Raw genomic sequence first — 18,018 nt, 5'->3', positions numbered from 1 at the left:
AGGGGCGGTTCGAGGCGTTTGACCTGATTTTCAGGAGGTGAGAGCCGCCGAGACCACAGTCTTTGCCTCCTCCTGCACCTGGGCCAGGTGCTCCGGCCCCAGGAACGACTCGGCGTAGATCTTGTAGACGTCCTCCGTCCCCGACGGGCGGGCGGCGAACCAGGCGTTCTCCGTCTGCACCTTCAGCCCGCCCAGCGCCGCCCCGTTCCCCGGGGCGTGGGTCAGCACGTCGGTGATCGGCTCGCCCGCCAGGCTGCCCGCCGTGACCTGGCCCGGTGACAGCTTCGCCAGGATCGCCTTCTCCTCGCGGGAGGCGGGCGCGTCGACGCGGGCGTAAGCCGGGGCGCCGTAGCGTTCGGTCAGGTCGTGGTAGTGGGCGCTGGGGGACTTGCCCGTCACGGCGGTGATCTCCGAGGCGAGCAGGGCCAGGATCAGGCCGTCCTTGTCGGTCGTCCAGACGTGCCCGTCGCGGCGCAGGAAGGACGCGCCCGCGCTCTCCTCGCCGCCGAAGCCGAGGGAGCCGTCGAGGAGGCCGGGGACGAACCACTTGAAGCCGACCGGGACCTCGACCAGGCGGCGGCCGAGGCCGGCCACGACGCGGTCGATCATGCTGCTGCTGACCAGGGTCTTGCCGACTCCGGCGTCGGGGCGCCAGCCGTCGCGGTGGGCGTACAGGTAGGAGATCGCGACGGCCAGGTAGTGGTTGGGGTTGAGCAGGCCGCCGTCGGGGGTGACGATGCCGTGGCGGTCGCTGTCGGCGTCGTTGCCGGTCGCGATGTCGTACTTGTCCTTGGAGGCGATCAGGGACGCCATCGCGTACGGCGACGAGCAGTCCATGCGGATCTTGCCGTCCCAGTCGAGCGTCATGAAGCGCCACGTCGGGTCGGTGAGCGGGTTGACGACCGTCAGGTCGAGGTGGTGGCGTTCGGCGATCTCGCCCCAGTAGGCCACGCTCGCGCCGCCGAGGGGGTCGGCGCCGATGCGCACGCCCGCGCCCCGGATCGCGTCGAGGTCGACGACCGACGGGAGGTCGGCCACGTAGGAGCCCATGAAGTCGTAGCGGCCGGTGGTCTCGGCCTTCAGGGCGCGCTCGAACGGGATGCGCCGGACCTCCTTCAGGCCGGCGGCGATGAGTTCGTTGGCGCGGTTCTGGATCCAGCCGGTCGCGTCGGTGTCGGCGGGGCCGCCGTTGGGCGGGTTGTACTTGAAGCCGCCGTCCTGCGGCGGGTTGTGCGACGGGGTCACGACGATGCCGTCGGCCAGACCCGAGGTCCTGCCCCGGTTGTGGGTGAGGATGGCGTGCGACACCGAGGGGGTGGGCGTGAAGCCGTCGTGGACGTCGATCAGCACCCGGACCTCGTTGGCGGCCAGCACCTCCAGCGCCGACACCCGCGCGGGCTCGGAGAGGGCGTGGGTGTCGATGCCGAGGAACAGCGGGCCGTCGACGCCCTGGGCCCGGCGGTATTCGCAGATGGCCTGGGTGGTGGCCAGGATGTGGTCTTCGTTGAACGCCGTGTTCAGCGACGAACCCCGGTGGCCCGAGGTGCCGAAGGCGACCCGCTGCGACGGCTGCTCCACGTCGGGGCGCAACGCGTAGTAGCTGGTCAGGAGGCGGGGGACGTCGACCAGATCGGTCGGCAGCGCGGGCTGCCCAGCTCGCTGATGCACCATAGGCCTAAGTTTGCCGCACTGTGCCCCGCCAACGGATCACCGGGGGCTCAGAAATGGTCGGCGAGTTCGGTGAACGCCTTCAGCGTGAGCACACCGGGATCCGCCGCGTCGAGCTCTGCGTGTTCGAGCACCCAGGTGTGCTCGTGGGGGATGAACACGGCGTTCATCCCGGCGGCGCGGGCGGGCGAGATATCCGACTTGGGAGAGTTGCCGATCATCCACGTGCGGTCGACGGCGAACCCCGAGTCCACCGCCAGACGCCGGTAGACCTCGGCGTCCTTCTCGCGCACGATGTGGGTCGCCCGGAACCACGGCCCCAGCCCCGACGCGTCGATCTTGCGCTGCTGCTCCGCCACGTTCCCCTTGGTCAGCAGGTAGAGCTCGTGGCGCGCGCCCAGCTCGGCCAGGGTGTCGGCGACGCCGGGGATCAGCTCGACCTCGCCCCTGACCAGCCGGCCCGCCAACCGATCGATCCGCTCCTTCTCGACGGGGGAGGCGGGACGTTCCTGGAGCCTCTCGAAGGTCTCGTGCAGGTTCCGCAGGAAGACGGCGCTGCCGTAGCCGTGGCTGACCGCGTTGGCCCGCTCGATGTCGTTGAGGATCTGGCGGATCTGGACCCGGTCGAGCGTCGGGTGGACCGCCCAGTCGAGGAAGTCGTCGATGACCCGCTCGAAGAAGACGTTGTTCTCCCACAGGGTGTCGTCGGCGTCGAAAATCAACGTCTGTCCTGTACGTCGCATTGGCACAGCCTTCCATGACAGAGATACTTGCGGCGCGGAATATTTGTCGATCGGACGGCGCTTGAGGGCCCGTAGACGAAAAAAGGAGCAGAGATGCAGTTCGGGATCTTCACCGTCGGTGACGTGACCACGGACCCGACCGACGGCACCACCCCCACCGAGGCCGAGCGGATCAAGGCCATGGTGACGATCGCGCTCAAGGCCGAGGAGGTCGGGCTCGACGTCTTCGCGACGGGCGAGCACCACAACCCGCCCTTCGTGCCGTCGTCGCCCACCACGATGCTCGGCTACATCGCCGCCAGGACCGACAGGCTCATCCTCTCGACGTCCACCACGCTGATCACCACCAACGACCCGGTGAAGATCGCCGAGGACTACGCGATGCTCCAGCACCTGGCCGACGGCCGGGTCGACCTGATGATGGGCCGCGGCAACACCGGCCCGGTCTACCCGTGGTTCGGGCAGGACATCCGCAACGGCATCAACCTGGCGATCGAGAACTACGCGCTGGTCCACCGCCTGTGGCGCGAGGACGTCGTCGACTGGGAGGGCAACTTCCGCACCCCGCTCCAGGGCTTCACCTCGACGCCCCGGCCGCTCGACGGCGTCCCGCCGTTCGTCTGGCACGGCTCGATCCGCAGCCCGGAGATCGCCGAGCAGGCCGCCTACTACGGCGACGGCTTCTTCGCCAACAACATCTTCTGGCCGAAGGAGCACTTCGCCCGCCTGATCGAGCTCTACCGCACCCGCTTCGCCTACTACGGGCACGGCACCCCCGACCAGGCGATCGTCGGGCTCGGCGGGCAGGTGTTCATGCGGAAGAACTCCCAGGACGCCGTCCGCGAGTTCCGCCCCTACTTCGACAAGGCCCCCGTCTACGGCAACGGCCCCTCCCTGGAGGACTTCACCGAGCAGACGCCACTGACCGTGGGCAGCCCGCAGGAGGTCATCGACAAGACGCTGACCTTCCGCGACTCCTTCGGCGACTACCAGCGCCAGCTGTTCCTGATGGACCACGCCGGCCTGCCGCTGAAGACCGTGCTGGAGCAGCTCGACATTCTCGGCGAGGAGGTCGTGCCGGTGCTGCGCAAGGAGTTCGCCGCCCGCCGCAAGGAGGGCGTCGCCGAGGCCCCCACCCACGCCGCGCGCGTCGCCGCGCGGAACTCGACCCTCGTCGCCTGAAAGGACCGACATGACCGTCATCGCCGTCGTCTCGGCCGGGCTCAGCCAGCCGTCGTCCACCCGGCTGCTGGCCGACCGCCTGGCCGAGGCGGCCGGCCGCCACCTCGAAAGCACCCCGGAACCCACCGAGATCCGGGTGATCGAGCTGCGCGGCCTGGCCGTGGACATCGCCAACAACCTGGTGACCGGGTTCCCCTCGCCCGCTTTGAAGGAGGCGCTGGACACGGTCGCGACGGCCGACGGCGTGATCGCGGTCACCCCGATCTTCACCGCGTCGTACAGCGGGCTGTTCAAGTCGTTCTTCGACGTGCTGGACAACACGGCCCTCCAGGGCGCGCCGGTGCTGATCGCGGCGACCGGCGGGACCGCGCGGCACTCGCTCGCGCTGGAGCACGCGCTGCGGCCGATGTTCACCTACCTGCGCGCCGTCGTCGTGCCGACCGCCGTCTACGCGGCCTCGGAGGACTGGGGCGCCACCTCGGGCGACGGGCTCGCCGCGCGGATCGACCGGGCGGCGGGCGAACTGGCCGCGCTGGTCTCCCGCGTCCCCGCCAAGCCCCGCGCCGCCGAGCAGCTCATCCCGTTCGAGCAGCAATTGGCCGCGCTGCGGCCGTTCACAACCGGTTGAAGGGCTCGGCGTAGGTGAACCGCCCCTTCTCCCCTCTGTACGAGGTCAGCGGCCGCGCCTGGAAGTGCTCGCCCCACTGCGGATCAGGCGAGACGATCCCCAGGGCGGTGGCGGGGCGGAAGCCGTACCTGACGTAGTAGGCGGGGCTGCCCAGCAGCACGACCAGCGGCTCCCCCAGCGCGTCGGCGGCCCCGAGCATCGCGTGCATCAGCGCCAGCCCCACCCCCCGGCGCTGCCGGTCGGGCCGCACGCTCAGCGGCCCGAGCCCCAGAACGGGCACGCCGTCCAGGTCGGCCCGGGTGCAGACCACGTGGCCGACCACCTCACCGTCGACCTCGGCGACCATCGACAGGGCCGGGATCCAGCCCTCGTCGGCCCGGAGCTGCTCGACCAGGTCGGCCTCCATGGGGGTCGGGAAGGCCCGCACCACGACGTCACGGATCGCGGCCACGTCGCCCGGGGCCTCACGTCTGATCAGCATCGCGCCAGTCTCACCACGCGCGCCGACCCCGGCAACCCGTTTAGGCTCGACTACGCTCGGTGACATGCCGACCGACACGCCCTACGTGGTCGCCCACCTGGGCGTTTCGCTCGACGGGAACACCGACGGGTTCGCCCTCGACGCCGCCCGCTTCCATCAGTTGGTCGGCACGACCTGGCACGAGGACGTCACGCTGGCCGGTTCCGACACCGTCATGTCCCTCGACCCGGCCCTCGTCGTCGGTCCCGGCACGAAGGACCCCGGCCCGCTGCTGGCCGTGGTCGACGGCCGCGCCCGGGTCACCCGCTGGCAGCAGCTCCGCGACGCCGGCCACTGGTCCGAGGTGCTCGCGCTGCACTGCCGGACCACCCCGCCGCGCCCCGTCGGCCGCTACGTCCCCGAACTCGTCGTCGGCGCCGGCCAGGTCGACCTGCGGGCGGCGCTGCGGGCGATCGGGCGGCGTCCGGGCGTCAAGGTGGTCCGGGTGGTGAGCGGCGGGCGGCTGGTCGGGCGGCTGCTGGCCGACGGCCTGGTCGACGAGGTCAGCCTGCTGATCCACCCGGTGATGGGCGTCGGGAGCCGCCCCTGGTGGGGCGAGGGCCCGCCGCCGTCGCGGACGCTGCAGCTCATCGACAGCGACACCTTCGGCAAGGGCCTGGTGTGGCTGCGCTACCGTGTCGCATGAACGACATCCTCGCCCTCGGCGTGCCGGTCCTGGACAAAGTGTTCAGGACCGTGGCCGTCTACCTCTGCGTGGTGGTCCTGCTCCGGCTGGTCGGCAAACGGGACATGGCCCAGCTCAACACGTTCGACCTGGTGGTCATGCTGCTGCTGTCGAACGTCGTGCAGAACGCCATCATCGGCCCCGACAACTCGCTGGTCGGCGGCGTCATCGGCGCGGTCGTCCTGGTCACGGCCAACGCGATGCTCACCCGGGCCGCCGCCGAGTGGGGCTGGCTGGCCAGGCTGTTCGAGAGCAGGCCGACCGTCCTGGCCCGTGACGGCGCCTACGACGACCACAACCTCAAACGCCTCGGGCTGCGCCACGCCGACCTCGACGTGGCGATCAAACGGCAGGGCGGCACGCGGGTGGAGGACGTGTCGGAGGCGACCCTCGAACCGGGCGGGACCGTGGTGGTCCGGCTCCGGCCCGAGGAGGAGAACGCCACCCTGGCCGACATCGCCCGGCTGGAGGAGCGGCTGGTCCGCATCGAGGCGCTGCTGATGGACCGGCGCAAGGGCGCGTTCGGACCCTAGAGCCAGCGCAGCCACGAGCCGTGGGGATCGGTGAGGGCCTTCGGCACGCCGTCCAGGGCGGTGACGAAGGCCAGCCGGTCGCCCGCCGGGATGCCGAAGTGCGGCAGGCGCGGGGTGCCCTCGTTGGAGATCCACCGCACGCCGAGGCCGGTCACCAGGTCCACGAAGCGGTCCCGGGCCCCGGGCGTCAGGTACGGCAGCAGCGCCGAGTGGCAGACGACGACCGTGCCGTGCCCGGCCGCCTCCTCGACCAGGCCGGGCAGGGTCTCGGCGACGTCGCCCCGGACCAGGCGCGGCGGATCGGCCGCGGCGACGGCGAGGGCGGCCCGGAGGCGGTCGCGGCGGGCGTCCTCGCCGGGCCAGACGAGGCATTCGAGCCAGCGGCGCTCGGCGGGGTCGGTGACGTCGACGGGGGCCAGGTCGATCCCGGCCCGCCAGGCGATCTCGGGGACCGCGTCCGGGATCGGCGGGTCGCCCTCTGTCGCGCAGGCCAGGGTCACCGGGCCGGGGCCGAACGGCTCGCGGGCGTCGTAGACGTACCGATAGCGGTCGGGCTGGAGGCAGAGGCCCGCCGAGGCGCCCGCCTCGATCAGGGCCAGCGGGCCCTCGATCTGGGCGAGAACCGGCAGCAGGCTGGCGCAGCGGCCGGCCTCGTTGGTCTGGGTGCGCCGGGCCAGGACGGTCCGCTCGACCGCCGCCCAGTTCTCCTTCGCCCAGGGCCGGAAGCCGTCGTCCTCGGTGGCGGGACCGCCCTCGAAGCGGACCGCCGCCAGGACGAGGTTGGGCTGGCGCTTGGCCTCCGGCAGCGCGCCGATGAGCGCGATCAGGCCGGGGTCGTCGGCGATGGCGGCGGCGAGCTCCCGGTAGGGGCCCCGGGCCTCGCGGACGCCGAAGGTCCGGTAAACGTCGGCGGTGTCCATGGCCCGATCATCCCGGGTCGGGGCGGCGTGGTTGAGTGGGGGGCGTGGCAGACCAGATCGTCATCGGCGCCCGGTACAACGGGCCGGTCACCTCCGCCAACGGCGGCTACGCCTGCGGGCTGGCCGCCGCGTTCGTCGACGGCCCCGCGCGGGTGGTGCTGCGGACGCCGCCGCCCCTGGAGACCCCTCTCGACGTCGTCCGCGACGGCGGCGCCGTCCGCGTCCTGCACGACGGCGTGCTCGTGGCCGAGGCCGGGCCGTCGGACGCGGCCTTCCTCGACCCCCCGCTGCGCCCCACGCTCGCCGAGGCCGCAGCCGCCCGGGAGCGCCACCCGTGGATCGGCGACGACCACCTGCTGACCGGCTGCTTCGTCTGCGGGCACGACCGGGCCGACGGCCTGCGCGTCACCCCCGGACGGCTGCCCGGCGCCGAGATGGCCGCCTCCCCCTTCGAGCCCGACGAGAGCGTCGCCGAGGGCGGGGTGGTGCGGCCGGAGATCGTGTGGGCGGCGCTCGACTGCGTCAGCTACCCGCCGTTCGCCCAGAACACCGACGTGATCGCCCTGCTGGGCACGTTCGAGGCCGAGATCGGGCGGGACGTCGCGGCCGGGGAGCGGCTGGTCGCCGTGGGGTGGCCGCTGGAGTCGTCCGGGCGCAAGCTCCTCAGCGCCTCGGCGCTGCTGTCCGGTGACGAGGTCGTCGCGCGGGCCCAGGCGACCTGGATCACCCTGCCGTAGGGTGGCGCGCATGGACGTCGTACCCCTCGCGTGGAAGGAAGCCGGCCGGCCTGGAGGCGTGCCGGTCGTCCTGATCCACGGCCTGACCGGCTCCTCGGCCACCTGGGACCGGATCGCCCCGGCCCTCGGGCGGCGGCGCTGGATCGCGCCTGACATGCGCGGCCACGGCGCGAGCCCCCGCCACGCCGACTACAGCCTGGAGCTCATGGCCGCCGACACGCTGGCGTTCCTCGACGCCCGGGGCCTCACCGAGATCGACCTGGTCGGCCACTCGATGGGGGGCCGGGTCGCGGCGCTGGTCGCCCGCGACCGGCCGGGCCTGGTCCGGCGGCTGGTGCTGGAGGACTCCTTCCCGGCCGCCCGTGAACCGCAGGCCTTCGAGCCCTACGTGGTGACCGGCGACGAGGACTTCGACCCCGTGGTGGTCGACGTGATCCGGGCCGACGTGCGGCGGGTCGACCCCGCGTGGTGGGCGCGGCTGCCCGAGCTGACCATGCCGGTGCTGGTCGTGGGCGGCGCGTACAGCGAGCTCGTGCCGCAGGAGGCGCTGGCCCGGCTCACCTCGGCGCTGCCCGACGGGCGGCGGGTGGTGCTCGGGGCGGGGCACAACGTCCACGGCGAGGACCCCGAGGGGTTCGTCAAGGAGGTCGCGGCTTTCCTCCGGTGACCATGGCGGCGTTAATGGGGTCATGGACGCACCGGAGCACGAGGAGCTTCTCCGCGACCTGCTCGCCCTGCGCGAGCGCGGCCTGATCCGGTTACGCCACCTCGACCTCCCCCACCTGCGCCTGGCCGCCGCCCGGTGTCATCCCGCGACCGGCCACGTCGCCGCCGTCGAGAAGGTCCTGCGGGACGCCGTCGACCGGCTCGGTGAGGGCACCCTCGGCTCGGCCGCCGCGTACACGTTCGGGCTGGTGCGGGGGACCCGTGACTGGACGGCCGCCGCGCGGCGCAAGCGGGCCGCCGACGTCTACCGGCTCAGCGTCGAGCGGTTCAGGAAGAACCAGGAGCGCATGCTGCTGGCCCAGGTCGCCGACCAGATCATCGCGCTGTGCGGGGAGGGCGGCGAGGCCGGGGCCCCCCGGGTCGCCGTCGGGGCGCGGATCCCGCTGGAGTCGGACGGCGGGCGGGCGATCCTCCAGGTCCGGCCGATCGAGCTGATCTCCGGGGTCGACGTGCTGGTCAACTCGGAGAACGTCTACCTGGAGATGGCGCGGGGGTTCTCGCCCAGCGTGTCGGGCGCGATCAGGAAGGCCGGGTCGCGGCGCGGGCCCGCCGGGGAACTGCTCGACGACACGGTCCAGCGGGAGTTGCACGAGTGGATGGCCGCGCACCACCGCCCCGGGCTGACCGTCGCCCCCGGCACGGTCGCGCCGACCGGGCCTGGGTCGCTGGCGTTCAACGGGGTCCGCCGGGTCTACCACGCCGCCGTGGCGGTGCCCCGGCCGGGAACCGGCCACCAGGACGTCACGCCGTCGACCATCATGCTGGCCGTCCACCGGGTGTTCGCGCTGGCGGAGGAGGAGCGGATGGCCTACCGGCTGAAGACGATCTGTTTCCCGCTGCTCGGGACCGGGGCGGGGCGGCTGGCGGTGCGGGCCGGGCTGCACTGGCTGTGGTCGGCGATCTGCGAGAACCTGGCGCGCAGCCGGGGCTGGGAGGTGCACCTCAGCGTGCCGGAACCGGAGAAGGCGGACATCGTGCTGCGCCAGCTCTCGCCCTGACCCAGCGCGCCCGCAGGGGTTCCCGCAGTTTCTCCGGTACGCCCTCGGCGCCGCCCTCCAGCAGGCTGAGCGCCCCCGTGACGTAGGCCGAGGCCAGCGTGGGCAGGCTCCGGAGCTCCGGGTGGGCGGAGATCCGGTCGATCCTCTCCAGGACGCCGTGCCTGAGGACGCGGCGGACCGCCGCGTCGCGGGTCTCCGCCAGGGCGACCAACTCGACGGCCATCGCGTAGGTTTCGGCCGCCAGTAATCCGCGCCCGAACTCGATCTCGTCGTCACAGGCCGCGAGATGGTCGAGGTGCGCGCCGTCGTGGACGCCCCGCCAGACCCGGCGGCGGATCTCCGGCGCCCGGTGGGTGTGGTCGACCAGGACGGTGACCGGGCCGCGCTCGCCCGGCAGCCGCATCCAGGTCCGCCAGGCCAGCCCGGTGAACCGGGACCCGTCGACGATCACGACCTCGCGGGTGGCGTGCGGGCGGTGGCGTTCGCCCCAGCGGAGGTGGTCGCGCACCGGCCGGACCGGGCCGGCGGGGCCGTCCGGGATGGTGGCGCACCAGGCGGCGAGCCGCCGGCAGGCATCCCGGGTGTCCTCCCCCGGGCCCTCCACGTGCCCGGGGTCCTCCGGCGAGGGGTAGCCGCGCGGGACCGGCCCGGCCCGGGCGCGCAGGGCGCGCAGCCGGTCGGCGGCCGGACCGCCGCGCCAGATGCGGGTGGCCAGCACGACCGTGTCCAGCCCGTCGAAGGCCGCCGGGCCCAGCAGCGCGCACCCGAGGGCGATCTCCGCCCAGCTGCGCACGGTCCACGCGGCCTGCTCCGCCCCCGAGGCCGGCACGTCCCCGGCGGCCAGGGCCCGGCCCGCCGCCCACGCCCACATGCCCGACTCGCTCCTTGTCAGCGTCACCGTCAGCGTCACCGCGACCACAACCGGACGCGGAACATGAGCCGCCGGGGGTCGGTGAAGGAGGTCCGGCCGTGCAGGACGCGCCGGTTGTCGACCAGCAGGACGTCACCGGGCGTCAGCCGCACCTCGGCGGGCCGGGCCGCCGCCAGCGTCTCGGTGAACGCCGTGGCGGCGGCCTCGCGGACCTGAACGAGGTTGTCCGGCCGCCACCGCACGGCGCCTCCGGCGAGCACCGGGACTGGCGGGGACGCCTCCGCCGTGGAGGGGGCCCGCCGGCCCGCCGCGAAGACGGCCGGGGTCGACCACGACCAGACCGGGCGGCGCAGGGCCGCTTCCGACCGGACGCCGTCGGGGCGGCGGCGTAACTCCGTCAGGGCCTCGTCGGCCGGGAGCACCAGGGAGTGGCCGCCGTCGGCGGCCGGGCGGACCGCGAACAGGCAGACCAGGTCCTCCGGGTCCGGGTGGTACTGCGCGTCGGTGTGCAGCGGGACGGGACCACTGCGCTGGGAGAAGGTGCCGCCGAGTGGGCGCGGCCTGACCTCCCAGACCGGCCGGCCGCCGTCGCGTGAGGAGGGCAGGCCGAAGCGGCCCGCGAAGCGGAGCGCCTGGGCGTGGGTGGGCACGTCCCAGGGGCCCCGCACGACCACCCAACCCCGCCTGGCCAGGACGTCGGCCGCCTCGGTCATTTCGGTTGCCCGCATGGGACGCCTCCTGGTCCGCCGGTGAGTGGTTCCTCCAGGGAAGCGGCATCCTTGGTGCGGAGGCCGGTCATGCCGTGGGCAGGACCGGGGCGTTTACGGGTCGACCCTTGCGAGAGTCAGCTCATCTCACTAAGGTTCGCCCAACCTTAGTGAGATATATTCACGAGTAATGAGCTCATATAGGGGGAACCAAGCGGTGCTAGCCCAGGAGCGAAGGCTTGCCGCGATCGCCGCGGCCTCCGCCGCCGCCTTCCGGCACAGCGACTATCACCAGGTCCGCGCGGAGGACGTCGCCGAACGGGTCCGCCTGCCCCGGGGCGGCGAGAAGGACACCGGCCGCTCGGCCGTGTGGCTCTACAACGAGGTCCGCAGCCGCCGCGTCCTGGTCGCGCTCGCCGCGAAACACGCCTTCGACGAGTTCACGAGCGGCGAGAGCGCCGCCGGGCCGGTCACCTCGATGCTCGGCGCGGCCGAGTCGGTGGCCGCCGCGCTGCGCCGGATCGCCCGCTTCCACCAGGTCGAGCGCTTCCTGCTGGCCCAGGTCAGGCTGGGCATCGGCGACATCTCGACCTCGGAGAAACGCCCCTCGGCGGCCCAGACTCCCCCCGTCTGGCTCACCGGCACCTACGGCTCGGCCGCCGCGGCGGGCTGGGAGGGCCGGGTGACGGCGTACGCCGAATATCTCGCCCCCCGCCTCGACCAGGCCGCCCGCGCGGTCGCGGTGCCGCCCGGGAACTGGGCGAAGGAGAGCGCGGAGCGCCTCTCCGAGCTGGCCTTCCGCGCCATGTCCGACGACACCGACGCCCCGGCCGACCGCCAGGCCGAGGGCCTGGCCGCCTACTGGCTGGCCCGCGACCTGATCCCGCTGACCGGCGAGTGGGCCGACCGCCTCCACGCCGCCGAGCGCACGGCCGAACTGGTCGAGAAGATCGGCCCCAACGGCCGGTCCCGGGCCAACGCGCTGGTCGTGGTGTTCCAGGTGCTGCTCGACAGCAGCCCGCTGCTGGCCCGCGCGGCCGAGGTCGGCGCCGAGCTCGCGCCGCTGCTGAACACCTCCCCCGCCGACGGCCTGACGCTGTGCGACGTGACATCGCGGCGGGGGCTGGCGCTGCTGCGGCTGGGCGACACGGCCGGGGCGCGGGCGTGCTTCGAGGAGTCCAGGCGGCTCGCGGAGAAGCTGCCCGACTCGGCCGACCCGGCGTCGCTGATCGCCCGCGCCGAGCACAACCTGGCCGAGCTCCTCGTCGACGAGGGCCGTCCCGAGCAGGGCCGCCGGCTGCTGGCCGACGTGGCCGGCCGGCGCGGCAACGGCGTGCCGAAGGCGGGCGCGGGCCCCGAGTGGCGGCGTCACACCCTGACGCGCCAGGCGCTGGCCCGCGCGACCGTCAGGGCGGGCCGGGTCGTCGAGGGCGTGACCCTGGCCGAGGCCACGCTGGCCGACCGGGAGGAGCGTCTCGGGTCCGACAACGTCAACACCGCCTCGGCCCGGGTCACCCTGGCCGAGTCGCTGCTGGCCGCCGCCCATCCGGCCCAGGCCCGCCACCACCTGACCGAGGCGATGCGCCTGCGGGCGCTCTACCTGCCGGGCGAGGGCTACTGGCCCCAGTACGACCTGGTGCGCCTGGCCGAGATCGAGCTCCACGCCGGGTTCCCCGCGCAGGCGGTCCGGCTGCTCGACGAGGCCACGGTGACCACGACGTGGTTCGCCGAGCGGGTCTCCCCCCGCCTCCACGAGGAGGCCGTGCTGGTGCGGTCGCTCGGCCTGACCGCCTCCGGCGAGGCCCTGACGGCGATCAACGACCTGGCGGAGCTCCCGCAGAGCCGCGCCGTGCTGCGCGCGCTGGCCGAGGCCCGGCTGACCGTGGGCGACCCGGCGACGGCCGCCCGCGTCCTCGACGGCCTCACCGAAGAGGAGTCCGCCCCCGACCGGGCCGAGACCCTTCTCCTCCGCGCCCGCGCCTGCGCCGCCCTCGGCCGGGAGGCCGCCGCCGAGGAGGCCTGGCGGGCGGTGCTGGCGATGGGCGACGACCGGCTCGACCCCACCCACCCAACGGTGCTGGGCGCCCGGCTGGGCCTCGCGCTGCAGCGCGTCCGCTCCGACCGGGCCGCCGAGGTGGGCGATCTGCTCGCCCCGCTTCTCGACCGCCGGGTCCTCGCCCACGGGAAGCCCGCCCTGGGTGACGGCCATCCGCTGCTGGCCGAGGCGATGTCGCTGGCGGCGCGCGCGGGCACCCCGCCGGCCCGCACGCCGGAGGACCAGCTCTGGGAGAACTTCTAGTTGAGTCAGCTAAAGTCATCTCCCTTGAGCTGACCAAAGGCGGGCCCTCACGCCGAGGCGGTCATCCCGATTCGGATCAAAACACCCATAGACGTCCGAAATACTGCCGATCCTGGTCACGGCAGGCTCATCGGCGGCATCGCCGCCGTCGTGGCGCGCCGGTCGTGCCCGCCGTCCACACCGGCGAATCGGCCTTGATCGAGCCGTAAAGTTCTCCCCCATATCGGGATATGTCCCGAATTTGGGGTCTTTGGAGCGGGCACGCCCATCCCGAACCGAAGGGGGTACACAGTGATCAAGAAGCTGCACCGTATGGGCCTCAGGTCGTCCCACATGTACACCGCCGCCATGGCGTCGGTGGGACTGTCCTTCTGCTCGTGGGTCCTCTCCAAGCAGATCGAGCCCGCCGGCATCGACCGGGCCGACCGGTGGGGGATCTTCATCGGCCAGTGGGCGCCCACGCTCATGGCGATGGGCGTGGCGCTCCGCGTCGAGGAGACCCACATGACCGACGACGAGATGCGGAAGATGGACTCCGACATGGAGATGGGCTCCCGCACGTCGGGCAACTCCCGGGTCCACGCTCCCGCGAGGTAGCGGACCCGAGGCGACTACAGAAGACCACTGGAGCCGTCCCGGCACGCATCCGACCGGGGCGGCTCCAGGCTGCCTCAGACCCTCGTCACCACGTAAGGCACCAACTGGCCCACGCCCCGGACGACCTGGAGCACCTCCGCCCGCAGCGCGAACCGGGGGTGGTCCTCCAGTTCCTCCGCTATCGCGGGATCGGCCAGGACTCCCCCGGCGGGCGCCAGCGAGGTCAGCCGGGACGCCAGGTTGACCGTGGTGCCGAAGACGTCGCCCATCCGGCCGATCACCGGCCCGATCGCCAGCCCCACCCGCAGCTCGGGCATCTCCCGGACGCGGGCGTGCGCCTGGATCAGCGAGAGCGCGATGTCGGCGGCGCGGGCGGCCGAGTCGCTGACCCACAGGACCGAGTCGCCCAGCGTCTTGATCATGCGCCCGCCGGACGAGGCCACGATGTCGGCCGACCGGCTCTCGAACCGCTCGACCAGGCGGGCCAGCTCGGTCTCAGAGATCTGCCGGCTCAGCCGGGTGAATCCCACCAGGTCGGCGAAGCCGACGGCCATCCGGGCCGACGCCGTCTCCTGGTCGACGATGCGGCCGGCCGAGGCGGCGAGGTGGCGGCGCCAGGCGTACACGAGAAGGCGTTCCAGGTCGGGGACGACCCGGTCGGCGCGGCGCTGCCAGGCGACGCTGCGCCGGGCGAGCGGGACCCCGGCGAGGTCGAGGGTCTCGGCGCCGAGCTCGGCCTGCGACTCCGCCAGGCGGGCCGAGGCCCGGCCCAGGGAGCGGGCCATCAGCATGATGTGCTCGTCGTCGTAGGTGCCGTCGGCGAGCAGGCCCATGAGGGTCCGCAGAGCCTCGACGTCGGCGTCGGTGAACTCGATCGCGTCGTCGGCCACGTTGGCGAAGCCCAGGGCACGCCAGAAGCGGCGGGCCCGGTGGAACGGTACGCCCGCCATGTGCGCGACCTGATGGCTGGTATAGCGACGCTGCTGGCGGAGGAACGCCTCTGTCAGCCCGTCGACCCGCGGGTCGTCAATCGTCATGCGGAACTGCGCCCGTCAGTGGGGGAAAACTCTTACCACCAGCCACTTTATCCGGCTATTTAGTCAAATGTTCAGGGTTTGCGGGCCATGCCGCCGTACTGACAGACCTCGCGGTCGATGTAGTCGGTCGCCGCGTCAGGACGCCACTTCGGCAGCGTCACCACGCCGGGGTCGAGCAGCTCCAGCCCGTCGAAGAAGCGGGCCAGCAGCGCCGGATGCCGCAGCACGATCGGCGCCCCGCCGTGGGCGTGCCAGACGTCGGCCGCCCGGTCCATCGCCTCGCTCGGCGTGCTGCTGGCCAGCGCCAGGTAGCTGCCCGGGGCCAGGGCGGTGACCAGGGCGTCCACCGCGTCGAACGCGAGGGTGTCGTCGACGACGAAGTCGATCACCCCCATCAGCAACAGCCCGATCGGCCGGGCGAAGTCGAGGATGTCGGAGGCGGCCTGGAGGATCGGCTCGGGGTTGCGCAGGTCGGCGTCGAGATAGTCGGTGGCGCCTTCGGGGGTGCTTTCGAGCAGCGTGCGGGCGTGCACCAGCACGATGGGGTCGTTGTCGACGTACACGATGCGGGCGGCCGGGTTGACCTTCTGGGCCACCAGATGGGTGTTGCCCGTGGTGGGGATGCCGGTGCCGATGTCGAGGAACTGGCCGACGCCGCAGTCCCCGGCCAGCAGGGTGACCACCCGGGCGATGAACTGGCGTTCGGCCACCGCGATGATCGGCAGTTCGGGGCAGACGGCGGTGATCCGGTCGCCGACCTCACGGTCGGCGGGGAAGTTGTCGCTGCCGCCGAGCCAGAAGTCCCAGACCCGCGCCGGATGGGGTATGGAGGTGTCGAGGCGCTGCCGTGGTGTTCCGGCCATCTCTCTCCCTCATTCGAACACCCTCTCCACCAAACCTATCCTCCGGGCCCTTTCGGCCCGGCGAAGCGGAGCCCGTGATCAGGTCACGAACTCCGCTCACCGGGGGAAAAATGGCCTAACGGGCGGCCCGCAGGCGCACCGCCGACGTGCCCAGGCCCGAGGGCAGCAGCGACAGCCGGGGCAGCGGCGCGAGCGACTCGGCCCGCAGCCGGAGCAGCTCGGGCTCCTGGTAGCGGACGCAGCGGCGGTGCCACTCCATGATCCCGGCCATCCAGTCCTTGAGCATGGCGGCGTGGCGCTCCAGCACCCGGCCGACCCCCGGATCGCCGACCCGGGCGAGCAGGGCCGGGAGGCCGTTGGCCAGGATGTGCTCGAACTGGCGCATCCGCTCGTTCATCAGGTCGGCCACGATCGCCCGCGCGGTGACCCGGTCGACGTCGAGGAAGTTCTCCACGACCAGGACCATGTTGTGGAGCTCGCCCTCGAACTCGATCTCCTTCTGGTAGGAGAACAGGTCGTTGGTGAAGCAGGCGTAGTCCTGCGCCGCGGTCTCCAGCTCCCGCATGACGCGGGTCTGGTAGATCTCGGCGGGCACGACCTCGGCCGCCGCCAGCCGGGCCAGGCTGGCGGTCATGTCGGAGCCGAAGGTCCGGCGGCGCATCTCGATGTAGTCGATGGGGTCGGGGATCCGGTTGGCGGCCTGGTTCTCCAGCTCCCACACCCAGCTGTCGATCATTTCCTCGACCGCGGTCCGGAACCCGTCCCGCGCCCGTTCGGGCAGGTTCCCGGCGGTACGCCGCCACAGATCCGCCAGCCCCCGCTCCATCGGCTCGACCGGCTCGGGCGGGGAGTCACGCATGACCGCCTTGAGCCGCTCGTTGAGCGCCTTGGCCCGCGCGACGTCCCGGGTGGCGCCGAAGGCGACCGGGTAGTAGTCGTCGCCGTAGGTGCCCCAGGTCAGCCAGTCGGTGGCCAGGCACACCTCCTCCAGTGTGCCGTCGGCGTTGATCATCGAGGCGCAGTGGGCCAGGTCGATGCCCTTGAAGCGGGCCTCGTCCCAGACCACCCCGTCGAGGAACCCCGTCTCCCGGGCCCAGCCGACCGAGTAGCGCCGGGCCGCGTCGAGGTGGGGGCTCATCCGGAGCGGGTAGGGCAGGTGGAACTCCGGCGCCGGCTGCGGCCCGACCCGTTCGAACGGCACGTGGGAGTGCTGCCGGACGCGCTTGCCCGCACCGATCCGGAGGGTGGACATGCCGAGGCCCTTGGGCTGGGTGGCCATGCCCTCGTTCATGTAGCGGCTCGACCGCATGTGCCACTCGTGGCCGCCCGACTGCCAGTCCTGCAGGCCCTTGGCGTAGAGGGCGACGGCGGCCTGCTCGTGGGGCGGGATCGCGTGGTCGGCCAGCAGGGCGGGGACCTCGGTCAGCGCGGTCGTCTCGAACTGCTGGAGCCGGGAGGTCAGCAGGTCGTTGACGCGTTCGGCGGCCTCCTGCGCCGGGATGCCGAGGAACCGCTCCAGCACCAGCACAGCGTTGGAGTTCTCCCCCTCCTCGGCCACCTCGCGCTGGTAGGAGAACAGGTCGTTGCGCAGGTGGACGGCGTCGGAGAAGGTGTCGGCGAGCACCTGGAGCGGCCGGGTCGCGGCCAGGTGGGCGGGCACCTCGGCCCCGGCGGCGAACTCGACCAGGTTGGCCGACCAGGGGGCCCCGCCGACGCGGCGGCGCATCTGGACGTACTCGATCGGGTTGGCCACCCGGCCCCGGTCGATGTTCTCCAGCTCCCACATCGACTCGACCATCAGGTTGTGGGTGGAGACCACGAACCGCTCGCGCCAGGCGCCCGACATGTGCGGGATCGTGCGCCTCCACAGGTCCGCGAGCCCCGCCTCGGCCGGGTTCTCCGGCTCCGGCGAGGTGTCGGTCATGAACAGCTCCAGCCGGTCGAGGTAGGCCTGCGCGCCGGCGAAGTCGCGGGAGTGCTTGAACAGCTCCAGGAAGTGGTCGTCGAAGAAGAACACCCACACGTACCAGTCGGTGACCAGGTCGAGGGCCGGGCCGTCGCAGTCGGGGTGGGTGTACGCGCACATCAGCGCGTAGTCCATGCGGTCGAGCTCCTCGGCGGTCCACACGACGCCGCCCCCAGGTTTGGGGGCGTCGAGCATGCCCATGTCCCGCGCCCACGCCATCGTGTGGGCTCGGGAACGTTCCAGGTGGGGATTGAGCCGGGCGGGATACGGCACGTAGAAGTCGGGCATGGTGAAGGCCTTCAAAGAGCGTCCTCTCCTCGGGGGCGATCGGGTACTCG

At 72.7% G+C, this 18,018-nt stretch carries 18 protein-coding genes; 9 read left to right on the top strand and 9 right to left on the bottom strand.

Annotated features, from left to right (window positions below; all coding sequences use genetic code 11):
• Positions 1-30: 30 nt before the first annotated feature.
• Both pgm and AW270_RS01245 read right to left on the bottom strand, forming a co-directional pair.
• A complete protein-coding gene (gene pgm, locus AW270_RS01250; RefSeq protein WP_061289411.1) occupies positions 31-1,671 on the bottom strand; it encodes a phosphoglucomutase (alpha-D-glucose-1,6-bisphosphate-dependent) in 1,641 nt (546 codons plus the stop codon).
• 47 nt (positions 1,672-1,718) lie between these two features.
• Positions 1,719-2,411, bottom strand: coding sequence for an HAD family hydrolase (locus tag AW270_RS01245; protein WP_061289408.1), 693 nt, complete (start codon positions 2,409-2,411; stop codon positions 1,719-1,721).
• Positions 2,412-2,504: 93 nt separating this feature from the next.
• On the opposite strand from AW270_RS01245, the gene AW270_RS01240 reads away from it, so the two are divergent.
• The gene (locus AW270_RS01240; protein ID WP_061289405.1) at positions 2,505-3,593 is read left to right on the top strand and encodes an LLM class flavin-dependent oxidoreductase; all 1,089 of its coding nucleotides are present in this window, start codon (positions 2,505-2,507) and stop codon (positions 3,591-3,593) included.
• A gap of 10 nt (positions 3,594-3,603) precedes the next feature.
• On the top strand, positions 3,604-4,221 hold the full coding sequence (locus tag AW270_RS01235) for an FMN reductase (RefSeq protein WP_061289402.1): 618 nt from the start codon (positions 3,604-3,606) through the stop codon (positions 4,219-4,221).
• On the opposite strand, the gene AW270_RS01230 is transcribed toward AW270_RS01235, so the two are convergent.
• Positions 4,208-4,702: a GNAT family N-acetyltransferase gene (locus AW270_RS01230; protein WP_061289401.1), complete on the bottom strand. Its 495-nt coding sequence runs from the start codon at positions 4,700-4,702 to the stop codon at positions 4,208-4,210. The two genes, AW270_RS01235 and AW270_RS01230, sit on opposite strands and share 14 nt — an antisense overlap.
• A gap of 64 nt (positions 4,703-4,766) precedes the next feature.
• Here AW270_RS01230 and AW270_RS01225 point away from each other — a divergent pair, with 64 nt between their 5' ends.
• Together AW270_RS01225 and AW270_RS01220 are read left to right on the top strand one after the other, a co-directional pair.
• Positions 4,767-5,387 (top strand): RibD family protein, encoded by a 621-nt coding sequence (locus AW270_RS01225; RefSeq protein ID WP_061289398.1) that lies wholly within the window; start codon positions 4,767-4,769, stop codon positions 5,385-5,387.
• Positions 5,384-5,959, top strand: a complete 576-nt coding sequence (locus tag AW270_RS01220; protein WP_061289395.1) for a DUF421 domain-containing protein — start codon at positions 5,384-5,386, stop codon at positions 5,957-5,959. Before AW270_RS01225 ends, AW270_RS01220 begins: the two co-directional genes overlap by 4 nt.
• On the opposite strand, the gene AW270_RS01215 is transcribed toward AW270_RS01220, so the two are convergent.
• Positions 5,956-6,879, bottom strand: coding sequence for a DUF2332 domain-containing protein (locus AW270_RS01215; RefSeq protein ID WP_061289392.1), 924 nt, complete (start codon positions 6,877-6,879; stop codon positions 5,956-5,958). The genes AW270_RS01220 and AW270_RS01215 overlap by 4 nt on opposite strands.
• Before the next feature lie 44 nt (positions 6,880-6,923).
• On the opposite strand from AW270_RS01215, the gene AW270_RS01210 reads away from it, so the two are divergent.
• Genes AW270_RS01210 through AW270_RS01200 form a run of 3 tightly spaced genes read left to right on the top strand, consistent with a single transcriptional unit; the run spans position 6,924 to position 9,340 of the window.
• Positions 6,924-7,616 carry a hypothetical protein gene (locus AW270_RS01210; RefSeq protein WP_061289389.1) on the top strand — a complete coding sequence of 231 codons (693 nt, stop codon included), beginning with the start codon at positions 6,924-6,926 and terminating at the stop codon, positions 7,614-7,616.
• A 10-nt stretch (positions 7,617-7,626) separates the two neighbouring features.
• Complete coding sequence (locus tag AW270_RS01205; protein WP_063819067.1) at positions 7,627-8,283, top strand: alpha/beta fold hydrolase; 657 nt, start codon at positions 7,627-7,629, stop codon at positions 8,281-8,283.
• A 22-nt stretch (positions 8,284-8,305) separates the two neighbouring features.
• Positions 8,306-9,340 (top strand): macro domain-containing protein, encoded by a 1,035-nt coding sequence (locus AW270_RS01200; RefSeq protein WP_061289383.1) that lies wholly within the window; start codon positions 8,306-8,308, stop codon positions 9,338-9,340.
• Here the strand turns inward: AW270_RS01200 and AW270_RS01195 are convergent.
• Both AW270_RS01195 and AW270_RS01190 read right to left on the bottom strand, forming a co-directional pair.
• The gene (locus AW270_RS01195; RefSeq protein ID WP_157521600.1) at positions 9,285-10,250 is read right to left on the bottom strand and encodes a hypothetical protein; all 966 of its coding nucleotides are present in this window, start codon (positions 10,248-10,250) and stop codon (positions 9,285-9,287) included. The two genes, AW270_RS01200 and AW270_RS01195, sit on opposite strands and share 56 nt — an antisense overlap.
• Entirely contained in the window at positions 10,247-10,939 is a 693-nt protein-coding gene (locus AW270_RS01190) for a TauD/TfdA family dioxygenase (RefSeq protein WP_082801207.1), read from the bottom strand. Before AW270_RS01190 ends, AW270_RS01195 begins: the two co-directional genes overlap by 4 nt.
• A gap of 196 nt (positions 10,940-11,135) precedes the next feature.
• Between AW270_RS01190 and AW270_RS01185 the strand changes: the two genes are divergently transcribed.
• A complete protein-coding gene (locus AW270_RS01185; protein WP_061289368.1) occupies positions 11,136-13,217 on the top strand; it encodes a tetratricopeptide repeat protein in 2,082 nt (693 codons plus the stop codon).
• 291 nt (positions 13,218-13,508) lie between these two features.
• Positions 13,509-13,814 (top strand): hypothetical protein, encoded by a 306-nt coding sequence (locus tag AW270_RS01180; protein WP_061289364.1) that lies wholly within the window; start codon positions 13,509-13,511, stop codon positions 13,812-13,814.
• Between the two features lie 74 nt (positions 13,815-13,888).
• Here AW270_RS01180 and AW270_RS01175 read toward each other — a convergent pair whose 3' ends face one another.
• The 3 genes from AW270_RS01175 to AW270_RS01165 all read right to left on the bottom strand — a co-directional run bounded on the left by AW270_RS01175 (position 13,889) and on the right by AW270_RS01165 (position 17,983).
• Positions 13,889-14,851: an adenylate/guanylate cyclase domain-containing protein gene (locus AW270_RS01175; RefSeq protein ID WP_061289362.1), complete on the bottom strand. Its 963-nt coding sequence runs from the start codon at positions 14,849-14,851 to the stop codon at positions 13,889-13,891.
• A 71-nt stretch (positions 14,852-14,922) separates the two neighbouring features.
• Positions 14,923-15,714: an SAM-dependent methyltransferase gene (locus tag AW270_RS01170; protein WP_061289359.1), complete on the bottom strand. Its 792-nt coding sequence runs from the start codon at positions 15,712-15,714 to the stop codon at positions 14,923-14,925.
• 115 nt (positions 15,715-15,829) lie between these two features.
• Positions 15,830-17,983, bottom strand: a complete 2,154-nt coding sequence (locus AW270_RS01165; protein WP_061289356.1) for a terpene synthase family protein — start codon at positions 17,981-17,983, stop codon at positions 15,830-15,832.
• Positions 17,984-18,018 lie beyond the last annotated feature (35 nt).

This window comes from Herbidospora cretacea (assembly GCF_001570605.1).
GTDB classification, from domain to species: domain Bacteria; phylum Actinomycetota; class Actinomycetes; order Streptosporangiales; family Streptosporangiaceae; genus Herbidospora; species Herbidospora cretacea.
This window is presented reverse-complemented; position numbering and strand designations above follow the sequence as displayed.